Source organism: Ferribacterium limneticum, from assembly GCF_020510625.1.
In the GTDB taxonomy this organism is placed as follows: domain Bacteria; phylum Pseudomonadota; class Gammaproteobacteria; order Burkholderiales; family Rhodocyclaceae; genus Azonexus; species Azonexus limneticus_A.
In genome coordinates, this window is sequence record NZ_CP075191.1 from 2,518,419 (window position 1) to 2,533,786 (window position 15,368).

9 protein-coding genes are annotated in these 15,368 nt (G+C 56.1%); 6 read left to right on the forward strand and 3 right to left on the reverse strand.

What is annotated here, in order from left to right; genetic code table 11:
- Positions 1-231 precede the first annotated feature (231 nt).
- The 6 genes from KI617_RS12030 (at position 232) to KI617_RS12055 (ending at position 11,610) form a co-directional block, all read left to right on the forward strand.
- Entirely contained in the window at positions 232-1,479 is a 1,248-nt protein-coding gene (locus tag KI617_RS12030; protein WP_226446571.1) for a tyrosine-type recombinase/integrase, read from the forward strand.
- 628 nt (positions 1,480-2,107) lie between these two features.
- Positions 2,108-3,859, forward strand: a complete 1,752-nt coding sequence (locus tag KI617_RS12035; RefSeq protein ID WP_226446573.1) for a sensor histidine kinase — start codon at positions 2,108-2,110, stop codon at positions 3,857-3,859.
- Positions 3,840-4,478, forward strand: a complete 639-nt coding sequence (locus tag KI617_RS12040) for a response regulator (RefSeq protein ID WP_226446575.1) — start codon at positions 3,840-3,842, stop codon at positions 4,476-4,478. The genes KI617_RS12035 and KI617_RS12040 overlap by 20 nt, the downstream gene beginning before the upstream one ends.
- Before the next feature lie 117 nt (positions 4,479-4,595).
- Positions 4,596-6,791, forward strand: coding sequence for an EAL domain-containing protein (locus KI617_RS12045; protein ID WP_226446577.1), 2,196 nt, complete (start codon positions 4,596-4,598; stop codon positions 6,789-6,791).
- Entirely contained in the window at positions 6,788-10,888 is a 4,101-nt protein-coding gene (locus KI617_RS12050) for a PAS domain S-box protein (protein WP_226446579.1), read from the forward strand. Before KI617_RS12045 ends, KI617_RS12050 begins: the two co-directional genes overlap by 4 nt.
- Positions 10,889-11,016: 128 nt before the next feature.
- Positions 11,017-11,610, forward strand: a complete 594-nt coding sequence (locus tag KI617_RS12055) for a tyrosine-type recombinase/integrase (RefSeq protein WP_226446581.1) — start codon at positions 11,017-11,019, stop codon at positions 11,608-11,610.
- Positions 11,611-11,785: 175 nt separating this feature from the next.
- Here KI617_RS12055 and KI617_RS12060 read toward each other — a convergent pair whose 3' ends face one another.
- The 3 genes from KI617_RS12060 to KI617_RS12070 form a co-directional block, all read right to left on the reverse strand.
- The gene (locus KI617_RS12060) at positions 11,786-12,958 is read right to left on the reverse strand and encodes an aldo/keto reductase (protein ID WP_226446583.1); all 1,173 of its coding nucleotides are present in this window, start codon (positions 12,956-12,958) and stop codon (positions 11,786-11,788) included.
- A 231-nt stretch (positions 12,959-13,189) separates the two neighbouring features.
- A complete protein-coding gene (locus KI617_RS12065) occupies positions 13,190-14,245 on the reverse strand; it encodes an alpha/beta hydrolase (RefSeq protein ID WP_226446585.1) in 1,056 nt (351 codons plus the stop codon).
- A 36-nt stretch (positions 14,246-14,281) separates the two neighbouring features.
- Complete coding sequence (locus KI617_RS12070; protein WP_226446587.1) at positions 14,282-15,364, reverse strand: alpha/beta hydrolase; 1,083 nt, start codon at positions 15,362-15,364, stop codon at positions 14,282-14,284.
- Between the last annotated feature and the right edge of the window lie 4 nt (positions 15,365-15,368).

A 15,368-nucleotide genomic window follows, 5' to 3' on the forward strand; every position in this document is an offset into this window, starting at 1 on the left:
GAAATGCAAAACGGCCCGAGAAGGGCCGTTTTGCATCGAATTCTGGCGGAGGAGGCGTCCCCACACTTAGCATCCAAAACGATCCGCCAAACTCTTTAACCACCACTTGTTTACCTCTACTATTCATAGTGTTACACAGAAAATAGTACAATAGCGTCCACAGAAATCTACCGAAATCCCCCTGCAATGTGGTGGGCTAAATGGTGGGCTGAAACATACACAAAGGATGCTATGTCACTCACTGCCAAAGAAATCGAACACGCCAAACCGGGAATGCACGCGGATGGCAACGGCCTGTATCTGCGCGTCCAGGAACGCGGTACCAAAAGCTGGATATTCCGTTTCCAGCTCAACGGCAAGCGGCGGGAAATGGGCATTGGCACACTGGCAGATCATCCCGCAAAATCCGCTCGCGGAAAGGCGGCTGAACTGGGGGCAATGGTTCGCTCAGGGATCGACCCCATCAACCAGCGTGAGCAAGCTCAAGCCGAGGCCATTGCTGCACTCAAGGCATCCCAAGCAAAAGCCATTTCCTTCGACATAGCGGCTGCCGAATATATCAAGACGCACAAGGCAGCATGGAAGAATACCAAGCATGCCCAGCAATGGGAGAACACCCTCGCTGCCTACGCTTCCCCCGTCATCGGCAGCAAACCGATTGACGAGATCACGACCGAAGACGTGCTGCAAATCCTCAAACCGATCTGGACCACCAAGACAGAAACAGCAAGCCGCCTGCGCTCCCGGATCGAATTGATCCTCTCATATGGCAAGGCCATGAAATGGCGACAAGGAGAAAACCCTGCCTTGTGGCGCGGACATCTCGATGCACTCCTGCCCCCGGCAGCCAAGCTCAAGAAAGTACGGCATCACCCCGCCCTGCCTTATGTGCAGATCAGCACCTTCATGAAGGAATTGCGGAAGATACCCGGCTCCGGCGCCAGAGCGCTGGAGTTTGCCATTCTGACTGCAACCCGTTCAGGTGAAGTCCGCTTAGCTACGTGGCGTGAAATCGAACTGGACAAAAAACTCTGGACTGTCCCGGCTGACCGCATGAAGGCCAACCGGGAACATTGGGTTCCACTTTCCCGGCAGGCCATAGCCCTGGTCGAAGCCTTACCGAAGTTTGAGGATTGCCCTTACCTGTTCCCCGGCCCACGGGATCAAAAGCCGCTCTCAGATATGACGCTGACAGCAGTCGTTCGCCGGATGAATACCACGGAGGATGAAGCCCCCATGCCGTGGATAGATCCCAAGAACGGAGACAGCATCGTGCCGCACGGTTTCCGCAGTACGTTTCGCGATTGGTCAGCAGAGGTGGGGCACTACCCGAGGGACCTGGCAGAACATGCCCTGGCGCACAGTCTTCCTGACAAGGTCGAGGCTGCTTATCAACGCGGCACCATGCTGGAGCGTCGAGCGCCGATGATGCAGGATTGGGCGGATTATATTGATCGGAAAGATGAACCGGTGGGGTGATGAAGCGTGGGATTACGCTTTTTTGATTCAACGGTTTTCCTGAGGGTACCGCCCGCCTATGGAAAAATTTCTGATGAATACGACCTTAAGAGAAAAGCGCTCGACACCGACCGTGAATCCGACATAAATGCGATACAAGAAAGTTATTTTAAAAAACTAAAGGAACTTGAACAGACGGATCGGGTGGGGAAGTTCCGATTGATTCCAGAATACGCCCCTGGCGGGTATTTCGTTAGAAGCAGGAATGAGAAATAGGAATGCAGAAGAACAATCGATTCCGAAAAATACGCCAACGAACATCGCCGATTGGGAAAAACTTCGCGAAGATAGGGCCTTCCCTCTTGATCAACCTAACCGCCTATCCGTCGATGTCCACTGTACCGTCAGGCTTTGTCCTTGACGCGAGGTAGCGCAGGATCTCATCAATGTAAATTTACAGAAGTTCCACGCACACGATGCCCTCCAGGCCTGCCTGCAAGCCCTCACACTCTTCCTTCATGTAAGGCGTCTGTTTGTGTAGCCCCCCCCCGCCAGGGGAGACGCAAGTTGGCTTCGAAGAAGAGTTCACTGATATCTCTGTATCGCCCTGATACTATTGACATCAATTACGACGACCAGCGAGGTGCCTATGAAAGTCCGGGCGAGCATTACAGCTTGGTTGCTGTTGCTGGTACTTCTACCAACGCTAACCTTGCTCTTGTTCTCGGTCTATTCCTCGTATCGCTATGCCGAGGAGCGCCGCATTGCGATTGAAACAGCGCTGGTGCAGAGAGGTGATGCGCTGGCATCGGAGGTTCGCGACCGCTTGGCCAAGTCGCTCGGTTATGTGCAAAGCCTCTCTATTTCCAATGCAGCAAAGGCAGGTGATATAGAAGGGCTTTATAGATATGCGCGCCGCATCCAGGAACTGGACACGGATATTGCAGCCATATCGCTCATCGCCCCGGACAACCGGATGGTTTTCCTGACCCTGCGCCCATTCGGCCAGCAATTTCCGACCAGCGACATTCCGGCTGTTCGAAAAGTATTTGAAACTGGCAAACCGGTACTTTCTGCACCATTCAAATCGCCAATCAGCGATCGGACCGTCGTCGCCCTTGGTGTGCCAGTCATTCGCGATGGCGAGGTGGCCTATTGTTTGCGTGCCGTCATTAGCACAACGGTGCTGAATGCCCTTCTGCAGCCTAGCCAGTTGCCGGATGGCTGGATCGCTTCCTTGATCGGCGCGGATGGAATTCTGGTCGCACGTTCGCACTCGCCAGAGCGTTATGTCGGTCAGGCAGGCCCTCCTCTGCTCATTGAGGCAATGGAAAAGAAAACTGCTGGTGTATGGGATGGCATCAGTAAAGAGGGGGTCCCTACACGCACCATTCTCCGGCCAATTGGAGAATGGGGGTGGTATCTCTCCTTGGGGGTACCGAAGGACTTGCTTCTGGAACCGCTCAAACAGGAGGTGCTGGTAAATGTCCTCTGGGGGGTATCTCTGCTGCTGATTGGTTTGGGTTCTGCGGTGGTCGTTTCCCGGCGCATTGCCAAGTCATTGCGTCAAACCGTTGATGCTACCAAGGCGGTTCTCGGCGGGGCGTCACCACCAGTGCACTCAACCGGCATTGTCGAACTGGATCAGATGCGAGACACACTGACCGAAGTCGATGAGTACGGCCGTCTCCTCGAACAGCAGGTTTCGGTAAGAACCCGCGAATTGGTCGAAGCCAAGGAGCGGATTGCCAGTTTCGCGACACAACTGGAGGATTCGGTTGAAGCGGAACGGCAACGTATTTCACGCGAGGTCCACGATCAGATTGGCGCCGTTCTGACCGGTATCAAGATGATTTTCCGTGGCCTTCCCAAAGGAACTTTGGCTGAGCCACAGGAAAAGGGGCTGCTTGAAGCACTCGATGTTGGCGTCGCAACGGCAAGACGCATTGCCGCAGAGCTCCGCCCTCCGTTGATTGATGACCTTGGTTTGCAAGCTGCGGCAGAGCAACTGCTGGAAACATCACTACGTCCGGTTCGGGTGCTGTACAGCGTCAATCTCGAAGATTGTGATTGTTTGTCCAAACGTCAGACGCTCGGGGTTTATAGAATCATCCAGGAGGCTTGCACCAATGTAGTACGCCACTCCGGGGCTGCCCGCTTTGTCGTTCAAGGGGCGCTCGCCGATGGCGAAATCTATGAAATCTCCATGATCGATGATGGTGTCGGTATGCAAGACGGAGCGACACGCAAAGTGACGCTGGGTATGGCGGGGATGCTGGAGCGCGCCGAACTCATGGGGGGCAGGTTGACTTATACAAGTACGCCCCATCATGGCGTTACACTAAGTCTTGTCCTGCCTGTTACTGCTGAAAAGTTGTCCGATGAAAATTCTGCTGCTTGAAGACCATCCTATCGTTCGCATTGGCGTTCGCCAACTCATCCTCCAGCGTTGGCCAGACGCCGAGGTAGTCGAGGCGGAAACCCTTGCGGCAGCGTTGGAGCTGGCTCGCCGTGATGGCTTGCTGGCAGCCGTCGTCGATCTGAATCTGCCGGATGCAGAAGGTTTGGAGAGCGTTTCCCAATTGCGTAAAGCAGCGCCCCATCTGCGCATTCTTGTTCTGAGCCTGAATGCAGAGACGGCCTATGCAACCCGCGCCCTACAAATGGGGGCAGCCGGTTACCTCAACAAGGATAGAGCCGCCGAAGAACTGGTGACAGCCCTGGAGAGGGTGATGGCCGGCGGACGCTATATCACGGACACCCTGGCCGAGCGACTGGCCGACCTGATGGCGGGAGAGTCGTCCAAAGCCCCGCACGAAGATCTGTCGGCACAAGAGCACCGCGTCCTGGTGCAATTGGCCGAAGGCAAGCGGCTGACAGAAATTGGCGAGCTGATGCATTTGTCGCCCAAGACAGTAACGACCTACAAAACCCGTATCTTCGAAAAGCTGGAGGTTTCCAGCAATGCCGAACTGATTCGTTACTGCATCAGCCATGGGCTGATCGCCGACATCAAGTAGGCTTTCCCCTACGCACGAATCCGGCAAGCCCTAGGCCGACATCAGGGCAACCCGGCATATTTTTGACAGGGCATCGGCAACACTGCAAGCGTCAATTAACGCCTGCAGGAAATAGCCATGAAGCTTGTCATCGTCGAAGACTCCGAACTCATTCGGAACCAACTGGCACACCTGCTGGCCCAGCAGCCGCGCTTTTCGATCATCGGCACCGCCACCGAAGAAGGCGAAGCCGTCAATCTGATCCTCAGCACCAATCCGGATGCGGTGCTGCTCGATCTTTCCCTGGCACCCGGCAGTGGGGTTCAGGTATTGAAACGTATCCGGGAAGCAGGCTGTGGCGCCCGGGTCCTGATCCTGACCAATAACACCGGCCAAGCCTTGCGGCTTGCCTGCGAGGAATTGGGCGCCAATGGTTTTTTCGATAAAACCCTGGAGTACGAGACCTGCCTGGAAAAACTGAATGCCTGGCTCCCCCCGTTGCCTGGCAACGAAGCCCGGCGTTTGGAAATGCTTCATGGCACCCATTTGCTGGATACCCAGGAACAGGAGGTGTTCGATAACCTGACCCGCCTGGCCGCCGAAATCGCTGATGTGCCGATTGCTCTGATCTCGCTGGTCGATGCCGACCGCCAATGGTTTCTTTCGCATACCGGAACATCCCTAAGAGAAACCTCGCGCTCGGTCTCGTTCTGCGCCCACGCGATTCTGAGGAATGAAATGCTGGAAGTACCGGATGCGCTTGCTGATCCACGCTTCCAGGACAATCCGCTGGTCATCGGCGCCACCCACATCCGGTTCTATGCGGGTGTGCCGCTAGTCCTCGCATCAGGTGAGGCACTGGGTACGCTCTGTGTCATAGACGACAAGCCCAGGCAGCTTTCCGATACTCAGCGGCGAGCCCTCAAGACATTGGCTAGTAGCGCCATTGCCGAGATTGAACTGCGCCGCCGGATCATCTATCTGGAGCAGGAATCCGAGCGGCGTCGGGTTGCCGAAGCACACATCCTGCATTTGGCCACCCGTGACCCGCTGACTGCCTTACCAAACCGGGCTACCTTCCGCGATCGCCTGGATCAGCATGTTCGCTTCGCCCTGCGGCGCAACGCCAATCTGGGCGTGCTGTTCATCGATCTCGATGGCTTCAAACCCATCAACGATACGCTTGGGCATGATGTCGGCGATGACGCACTGGTCATCGTGGCAGAGCGACTCAATGCCTGCCTGCGCGGTTCGGATACCGTGGCCCGTCTGGGCGGGGACGAATTCGCTGTCGTCCTGCCGGATATTTCTGGCAGTGCCGAAGCCCTGCAGGTCGCCGGCAAGATCATTGCGGCGCTGGAAGAACCCGTCTTGGCCAAGGGCCACAAGCTTCATCTCAGTGCCAGTATCGGGGCCTCAATCTTCCCCGAGCACGGTCGTCTGGGCGATCAGTTGCTGCGCCATGCCGACCTCGCTATGTATCGTGCCAAACAGAGCGGCGGCCATCGTTCCTGCCTCTATTCGAAAGAACTGAGCGACCGTGCCGAGGAAATGCAGGCACTGGACAACGATCTGCGCGAAGGCTTAAAGCGCGACGAACTACTACTTCATTTTCAGCCGCAAACGGTATTGGGCGACGGCAAGCTCTGTGGTGTCGAGGCCCTGTTGCGCTGGCGCCATCCGCATTTCGGCATCTTGCCGCCGGATCATTTCATTCCATTGGCCGAACAGCGGGGTTTCATCAGCGAACTGACCCGCAAGGCGCTTGACCTAGCCCTTGCCCAGTTAAAAGCCTGGGATGTCAGTGGATTTCATGTGCCCAAGATGGCAGTGAATATCTCGCCGAGCGAAATTCGGGCCGACTTTCCGGACATGGTCGAAGCCGCCTTGGCGCGGCATGGGCTCGACCCTCATCGCCTTGAACTGGAAATCACCGAATCGACGCTGACGGCAGACGGCATTGAAACGATGCAAATGCTGAATCACCTGCGTGCGCTCGGGATCAGTATTTCGGTCGATGACTTCGGGGTCGGTTATTCCTCCTTGGCCCAATTGCATCGCCTGCCCATCGACTGCCTGAAAATCGATCGCAGTTTCATTCAGGATCTTGAAACCTCAGCCTGCGACCGGGCCATCGTCCAGGCCGTGATCACCATGGCGGACGCCCTGGGGCTTCGCACTGTCGCAGAAGGGATCGAGAAGGAAGAGCAAATCGGCATCCTGGAGAACCTCGGTTGCCAATGCGCCCAAGGCTTTTTTGTTTGCAGACCAGCACCGGCCTCAGAGGCCGAAACCTGGATGCGCAACTTTCTTGCTGCCGGGGAGGCGCCATGAACCTCAGAATCCGCCTGATCCTGCTCTGGGCAGGGCTATTTCTTCTTTATGTGATTCTGGCGACCAAGCTTTGGAGCGACTATCACGAGTCGGAAAAGAAGATGTTCGTTTCGGTACGTAACTATTCATTGCTGCTGGCCGAGCAGGCCAATGGCGGCTTCAAGGCAGCCGACCTGGCCCTGCAGGGTGTGAGCAACGACCCGCGGTTTCGGCAATTCCTGGTGGAGCAGCGCGTTGGGCGCCAAGACAGTGACAAAGTGGCGCTCAATCAAAGCCTGATGGCCTTCCTGAAAACGCTTTCCGGGGCCGTCAATATTTTCATCAGCGATGCCGAAGGGAATTTGCTTCTGGGTGCCATCGGCGCCCCCGAAGGAACCAATATTTCCGACCGGGATTACTTCCGCCAACTATCGATCTCGCCGACCGGTGACACCGTTTTCTCGGAAACCATCAAAGGGCGCACCAGTGGCAAAAGGTCGTTGCAGATGGCACGTCGCCTTCTGGGTGAGGATGGAGAGTTCTTGGGGGTAGTCGGTGTCAGTATCGGCATTGAAGAACAATTCTCCCGTTTTTATGGCTCCATTGATTGGCCGGAGGGTACAGCCATTTCCCTGTGGAGCCAGCAACAGCGACTGTTGATGCGCTATCCGATGTTGCCCGATCAGATTGGCAAACAATCCACCGGCAATTTGTTGGGCGGAGCCGCGCATTTATGGTCTGGCAACAGCGTTGAAGTCGGGCCTTCCGAATTTGACGGCCAGATTCGGGCACGGGCATTGCAGAAACTGGGCAATTATCCGATCAGCGCTATCGTTGCCGTACCGCGTGAGCAATATTTAGCCAACTGGAAGACAACGCTGGCGGTGGCCGGCCTGATCGGTGGCGTGGCTTTCCTTGCTGCCTGCCTGTTGACGGTGCTTTTGCTTCGTCAGAAAAAGAGTGCGGACGCACTGGTACGGGAGCGGAAACAGCACAGCGAACAACTTGAGTCCTACGGAAAGATAGTCCGTTCGAGCCAAACCGCCTTGATCTTGCTGTCTCCCAATTTGCGCTGCGTGATCGCAAACCCGGCGATCGGCAACCTGCTCGAATGCGATGCCGATAAACTGGTTGGCAAGCCGATTCTGGACTTGTTTCCGGACCCGGCGCGCAACACGATTCTGCAAGAGGTGCAGGCCAGCCTGCTCGGTGAGAACCGGAAAGTCCAGATCGAGTTCGAGGGCGCCGACGGCATGAGTTTCTATACGCTGGAAACATCACCTTTCTTCAACGGCGGCACGGTCAGCGGGATCGTACTCAGTTTGCGCGACATCACCGTTCAATGCCTTGCCGAAACCGCCTTGCAGCAGCGGGAGACGGAGCTTAAGGCAATTTTTGATTGCGAGCCGGATTGTGTGAAGGTATTCGATCTTGAGGGGCGCCTGCGCAAGATCAACCCGGCCGGCATTGAGATGATCGAGGCGGACAATCTGGATCATGCCTTGGCAATCTGGATTGAGGAGCTTGTCGTCAGTGAAGATCGTGAGGCCTACCTGGCATTTTCTTCACAGGTGCTTGGTGGTCTGAGTGGGGTATTGCAGTACCGAGCCATCGGGCTGAAGGGCTCGCCCCGTCATGTTGAAACCAATGCTGCACCACTGCTTGGCCCGGGTGGGCAGATCGTCGGCATTCTCGCTATATCGCGTGATATTTCCCGGCAAAAAGAAACCGAATTGCAACTGGAAAGCACGCTTGAAGAACAACAGGCGATGCTCGATAACGGTATCGTTGGGCTCGTCAAGCTTAGAAAACGCCACTTCGTCTGGGCCAATAGCGCTTGCGAAAACCTGTTGGGCTATTCGGTCGATGAAATGATCGGCCAATCAACCGAGATACTTTTTACTGATCAGGATACAAACAGGCGTGTTTTGGCCGCCTATGTGCATTTGGCCAATGGCGAAATATGGCGCGGAAAAGTGCCGCTGCTGCACCGGGATGGTAGCAAGCGCTGGTTCCTGCTTGGCGGCAGCCAACTGCGCAATGGCGATTCGCTGTGGGCACTGGTCGATATCACCGCCCAACAGTCTGCCGAGGAACAATTGCGCCGTTCCTACCTGGCCATCGAGCAGAGCCCGGACGGCATCATGATTACCAATACGAAGCCGGAGATCGAGTACGTCAATCGGGCCTTCTCGGAAACGACAGGTTATCGGCTGGACGAGTTGCTTGGGAAGAACCCGAATGTCCTCAACTCGGGGAAGACAGCTTCGGCAACCTATGCCAGCCTGTGGCAAACGCTTTTGGCTGGCCAGGTCTGGCGCGGGGAATTCATCAACCGGACCAAGGATGGCCAAGACTACATTTCACAGGAAATCATCACGCCGGTTCGGCAATCCGACGGCGAGATCACGCACTACCTGGCAATCAAGGAAGATGTCACGGAACAAAGGCAAATTGACGAGCAGCTAAAGTCCTATCAGGAAAATCTGGAGCAAATGGTTCAGAACCGCACTGCGGAGCTTGATTCGCTCTATAACCAGGCACCCTGCGGCTATCTCTCCTTCGATGCTGAGGACCGGATTACTGCGATCAATGACACTGCGCTGGGGCTCCTGGGCTACGAGCGCTCCGAAGTGGCTGGCTCGCTAAAGGTGCGGGATTTGTTGGCCTCCTATGAGACAGAAAGATACGAAGAGCGCCTGAAAGTCTTGTTGGGCATGGGTGTCGCCCATGACCAGGACTACGATTTTCTGCGCAAGGATGGTTCGATATTCCCTGCACTCGTGAGCATTGAGATCGTACGCGATGAGAACGGACAATTCGTCGCCATACGCGCCACATTCAATGACAATCGCGAGAGGCAGGCCAAGGAGAGGCAGATGAACTCCCTGAATCTCGAACTGGCGCAGCGGGCAGATGAGGCCATTCAGGAGAGCGATGCCAAGAGCTCATTCCTTGCCAACATGAGCCACGAGATTCGTACGCCACTCAACGCCATCATCGGCATGAGCCATTTGCTGCGCAAGACAACACTTTCCGAAAAACAGTCTGACCAACTGAACAAGATCGAATCGGCTGGCGAGCATCTCCTGAAAGTGATCAGCGATGTTCTGGACATCTCAAAAATCGAGGCCGGAAAACTGACGCTGGAAGAAGTCCCTATCGCGCCGAATGACTTGTTGCCCTGTGTCGCGTCGCTCATCGAGCAGCGGGCTATCGACAAAGGACTGCAGATCGTTACCGACTCGCAGCCTGTTCCTTACTGGCTGAAGGGCGATCTAACACGATTACGCCAGGCCCTCCTCAACCTGGCCAACAATGCAGTCAAATTTACTGACCGAGGCGCTGTCACCTTGCGCATGCGCGTGCTCCAGGAAATGGAAGGCAGGGTTCATCTGCGCTTCGAGGTTGAGGATACGGGGTGCGGCATTCCTGCCCCTGTCCTTCCGACCTTGTTCTCGGTATTCCAGCAAGCCGATAACTCCACGACCCGAAAGTATGGAGGTACCGGTTTGGGCTTGGCGATTACCCGACAACTGGCCGAAATGATGGGAGGGAGCGCTGGCGCATCGTCCGAGGTTGGCAAGGGGAGCACGTTCTGGTTCACTGTCTGGCTAGAGCAGTCCGTCGAAATCGTCAAACGCACACGTGGCAGTCAGCGACTTGGTGCCAGCATTCATCATGTCGATACCTTCGGCATGGCTGGGCGGCGCTTGCTGCTCGTCGAAGACGAACCGATCAATCAGGAAATTTTCCGGGAAATTTTGCAGGATTCGGGGTTTGTCGTCGATGTGGCCGATAACGGGGTCGAGGCGATCGAGCTTGCGCGCCAAGGTAGTTATTCCGTGATCCTGATGGACATGCAGATGCCGGTTATGGATGGCCTGACCGCAACTAGGCACCTTCGCCAACTGCCTGAGTTGCACAGGACGCCGGTCATCGCCATGACCGCCAATGCCTTTGCCGAGGACAGGGCCAAGTGTCTGGAGGTCGGAATGAACGATTTTTTGACCAAACCAGTTGATCCGGATTTGTTCATTGCGACTGTCGCAAGATGGATACAAAAGGGGGATTCGCTTGCTGCAACGGGCAAGTCGAAGGCTGAGCAGTTGCCTTGAGCCTGCGCCATCCTCCACTTCATCTCGGCAACGGAAACATTGTTAGAGTCCAGACATGACCAAGCCGAAAACCACCAGGGGCGTCTGAAGGCGCCGATATGGACCCGGCCGGGACAACCCGGAGGATCGTGTTCATTTATGCGATCTTCGCGGGTCTGTGGATACTGATCTCCGACAATGTCGTTACCTGGCTGCTCAGAGATGCGGCGCAGATCACTCGGGCCGGCATGCTGAAAGGCTTTGTCTTCATCGCATTGACCTCGTTGCTTCTCCACGGGCTGATCAGGTCGCTGCTCGATAAAATCCTGAACGCCACGACGCGTGAACGCCAGGCGCCCCACGAGCAACAGGTCATTGTGTATCTCAAAGAACTACATTGCCTCACAGGTACCGGTCGCCTGCTCTTCCCTTCAATGACCAACAGGAATCGCCCCATCTCCGAAAATACCGTGACCTATGCCCTCGCCCGAATGGGATTCAAAGGACGGATGACTGGCCACGGGTTTCGTTCAGTTGCTTCGACCATCCTGAACGAACAAGGCTACCGGCATGATGTTATCGAGCGGCAACTTGCTCACTCGGAACAAAACCAAGTACGAGCCGCCTACAACCGAGCCGAGTACCTTCCCGAACGGAAGAAAATGATGAAGGAATGGGCAGACTATCTGGATAAGCTAAAGACTGGCGCGGAAATTATTCAATTAGCTGGTAATTCAGCCTAATCAGGCAATTTTCATACAGTCCAAAGACCGTTTACACAAAAATTCTTACGCACTCTGAAAACGCAGCAAGTACCGACGCGCTGAGTAATCACAACTATGGCATTTGACGCTCATGCCACCTTGGCTTCCCAATCAAGTGCGCAGTCAGCGCGCGACGTAGGTCATCTCGGCATTTTTACCTCAAGGGCGCCTCAACGCCACTGAAGGCAAGTACCGCAGCTGGCAGGCGTTCGCCCTGGATCGTGATGCCGGCCAGCTCTGCATTCAGTGCCTGCAAGTCATCGGCAGTGAAGATGACCTCTGTTGCGCCGATGTTGTCGAGCAAGTGGGCCATCTGGGTGGTGCCTGGAATTGGCACGATCCAAGGCTTCTGCGCAAGGAGCCAGGCCAGAGCAATCCGTGCTGGTGTCGTCTTCTTGCGATCTGCCCAGGCCTTCACAAGGCGTACGAGAGCCAGGTTATTCGCCAGGGTCTCGGGAGAAAAGCGGGTCTCGGTCTTGCGGAAGTCACCATCGGCGAAGCGGGTCATCTCGTCGATGGCGCCGGTGAGGAAACCCACCCCGAGCGGACTCCATGGCACGAAACCAATGCCCAGTTCCTCGCACAGCGGCAAAACTTCCTTCTCTGGGCCACGCCAGAGCATCGAATATTCGCTCTGGACGGCTGTGACTGGCAATTCGGCATGGGCGCGACGCAGGGGGTTCAGCCCCATTTCGGACAAGCCCCAGTGCAGTACCTTGCCCTGGGCCCGCAAATCCTTGATGGCACCGGCCACATCTTCGATCGGTACTTGCGGATCGACCCGGTGTTGATAAAGCAAATCGATACGGTCTGTGCGCAGACGCTTGAGCATGCCCTCGACAGCCCGCTTGATATGCTCCGGACGGCTGATCAAGCCGGGGCCGCGCTCACCGGTCTGAGGGTCGATGTTCCAGCCGAACTTGCTGGTGATCACAACCTTGTTCCGAAACGGTTCAATGGCTTCGCCGAGAATCCGTTCACACTCAAGGGGGCCGTATGCCTCGGCAGTATCGAAAAAGGTGACGCCGCGCTCGTAGGCCGTGCGGATGATCTCGATCATTTTGGGCCGGGCGGGGATCGTCGTCTGATAGGTTCGCGCCATGTTCTGGACGCCGAGGCCGATACTGGAAACCTCCAGTTGCCCCAGCTTTCTCCGGGAGTTTTTACGAGTTGAGGTAACTCCACGGGCATTCACCGAAGCGGACGGCGTCTGCGCCTGTACGCTCCCCAAAAACCCCGATCCGGCTACGGCTGCACAGGACGACACCAGCACCGACGTGCTGATGAATTGGCGTCTTTGCTTGTCGATCACTGCATTGGTCATCATTGACTCCTTGGTTCCATTGATTGCGGATTGAATGCATAGGCTCAGCGAGCGACATTCGAATGCTGTGCGGCCCGAATAATTTCGGCCGCATCACGTGGCAAGACATAAGCTTGATCAACAAGCTGTTTCATCGCGGAGCGAAGTTGCGAAACGTAGGCATTGCGATTGGCCTAGTGCGTTTTTCTGCGCGAGTGCGCGAGCAATCGGGGCGCCTGCTGCGCCCCAATTGCCTCAGAGCGACCGACCGTAGAACCGTGTCAGCTTTTCCACCGCTTGATTGACATACATCGGCACCCAATAGGTTTCAATATGGGTGGCCCCTTCGATTTGGAATAGTTCCTTGTCCTTTGTGCCAGAAGCCTTGGCGAAAGCGTCCTCGGTCATGTAAAGACTGTCGGCCTTGCTACCGGCAATCATCAGCAAGGGCTTGTCGATCAGCTCGATCTGGTTGGTGGCATCAAAACGCATCAAATCCAGCAAACTGCTCGTGGTGTACTTGAAAGTCGAGTTGGGATGCGCATGCGTCTTCCAGTAATACTCGTAACCCTGCCGATACAGATCAAACGGCAACTTGGCGATCTGCTCATCGGTCAGGTTGGCATCGCCGGAATAGAGCACCGTACCGCCCGCTGCTTCCTGTGCGCGAGCTGCCGAGGCCTGCTGTAGGCGTGTCTGGATGGTATTCAGTGCCGAATCCGCGTAGCCATTGCGACGAACGCGCCCGGAGTTGAACATGCTCACCGTCGCAATCGACTTGAAACGCTTGTCGGTTTGCGCGGCGGCCAGCGAATAGCCACCACCTCCGCAAATGCCCAGCAAGCCAAGGCGAGTTGCATCGACACCGGCGTACTGGCTGATGAAGTCGGCCATGCCGTGGATGTCTTCAATCCGATTGGACGGCTTGTCCACATTGCGCGGCTGGCCGCCGCTGGCGCCTTGATACGCCGCATCCGCCGCGATGGTGATATAGCCTTGCTCGGCCAGGCGCTGGGCATACAAACCAGCAACTTGTTCCTTCACGCCGCCATTCGGGTGGGCAACCACAATTGTCGGGTATTTCTTGTGGGGATCGTAGTTCGCGGGGGTATAGACGTTGGCCGAAATATCGAGGCCATTGAGCTTGTACGTCACCGTGCGAATATTGACCTTGCCTTTCACGTTTTCGGTAATGGCACCGTCGTAGGCCAGGGTGAAGGGGTTTTGCTTGTAGTCCGCGGCCATGGTGACTCCCGATAGAACGCTGATGATTGCGCCGAGTGCTGCTGCTTTAATCAATGTCGATTTCATGGGAAAACCTCCTGAATGCTTGAGTTGAATGTGGAATCAGTCCAGATGCTTTTCGGCAAGAAATTGCGACATCAGGTCAGCAACCTGGACATTGTTGAGATCGGAAAACGGAAAGTGCGTATTGCCCTTAATGCCGATCTCCGGCAGGTGGATGACCTTCGCATCCCCACCATGGCGATTGATCGCATCTGCCCACTGTTTAGCCATGGCGAGGCGTACGCGCCAGCCATCCTGACCGGGATTGGCGACAGGTTCCTTGAGGATGAAATCGCCGTAGTAGATAACAATGGGGATTCGGGTCAGCTTCATGAACTCCGCCAGCGGGATACTGGTAGCTTCCAACTGGCCGGCAGCACTGGGCATCGCTGCCGGCACTTCGCCTTCCGGAAAGACAAAGCCGCTCCCCGGTTCGTAGGAAACAATGGCGCGGATACGCGGATTCTTCATCGCGGCCAGCCAACCCATACCGCCACTGTGCGAGTGGGTCACCAGGATGCCTGCACCGATCTTGTCGAACAGGGCCGAGACGGCGTTACTGGTCAGGTTGGTGTCGATGGGGCCGGTGTCCGGCGTCATCGACCGGAAATACTGATCCAGCGCCTCCGGTGAGCGGGAGAACTGGACGCCTGGGAAGTAGTTCGGCCAGATACCGACACGGAAGGTATCAAACCAGCGCTGGTCATCCGGCGTGGCGCTGATTGTCGCAGCTACGCTGCTTCGCCCCGCAGAACCGCGACGAGGCTGATCAAGTACATAGGTCGCGAAGCCGCGACGTAAAAAGATATTTTGGTAGCCCTCACGGCCATCCGGCGTCGATTCCCAGGTTTTGGTGGATTGGCCAAAGCCATGCCACATCACCAAGGGCAATTTGCGAGCCTTGACCGGAACCTGGTAGAACACGCGGGCATGGTCGCCATGGAGTGTCTGGCCACCGGAAGTCAGATTGAGCGGGTCGTAGCTGCCGGGGCTCTGAACAACTGTTCCACCCACGGAGAAACTGCCTTGTTTCTGGATCACCAGCGGTGTAACAGGCTTCTGCGGCGCCGCCACGGAGAGTCCGGCCGCAAACAGCATGCAGCCTGCCAAGGCGAGCACGGTCTTTCGCAAGTTTGAAGTCATGATC

What these genes read in the sequence shown, in the direction of transcription:
- KI617_RS12030 (WP_226446571.1), top strand. Translation starts at nt 232, where the DNA reads ATGTCACTCACTGCCAAAGAAATCGAACACGCCAAACCGGGAATGCAC.
- KI617_RS12035 (WP_226446573.1), top strand. Translation starts at nt 2,108, where the DNA reads ATGAAAGTCCGGGCGAGCATTACAGCTTGGTTGCTGTTGCTGGTACTT.
- KI617_RS12040 (WP_226446575.1), top strand. Translation starts at nt 3,840, where the DNA reads ATGAAAATTCTGCTGCTTGAAGACCATCCTATCGTTCGCATTGGCGTT.
- KI617_RS12045 (WP_226446577.1), top strand. Translation starts at nt 4,596, where the DNA reads ATGAAGCTTGTCATCGTCGAAGACTCCGAACTCATTCGGAACCAACTG.
- KI617_RS12050 (WP_226446579.1), top strand. Translation starts at nt 6,788, where the DNA reads ATGAACCTCAGAATCCGCCTGATCCTGCTCTGGGCAGGGCTATTTCTT.
- KI617_RS12060 (WP_226446583.1), bottom strand. Translation starts at nt 12,958, where the DNA reads ATGATGACCAATGCAGTGATCGACAAGCAAAGACGCCAATTCATCAGC.
- KI617_RS12065 (WP_226446585.1), bottom strand. Translation starts at nt 14,245, where the DNA reads ATGAAATCGACATTGATTAAAGCAGCAGCACTCGGCGCAATCATCAGC.
- KI617_RS12070 (WP_226446587.1), bottom strand. Translation starts at nt 15,364, where the DNA reads ATGACTTCAAACTTGCGAAAGACCGTGCTCGCCTTGGCAGGCTGCATG.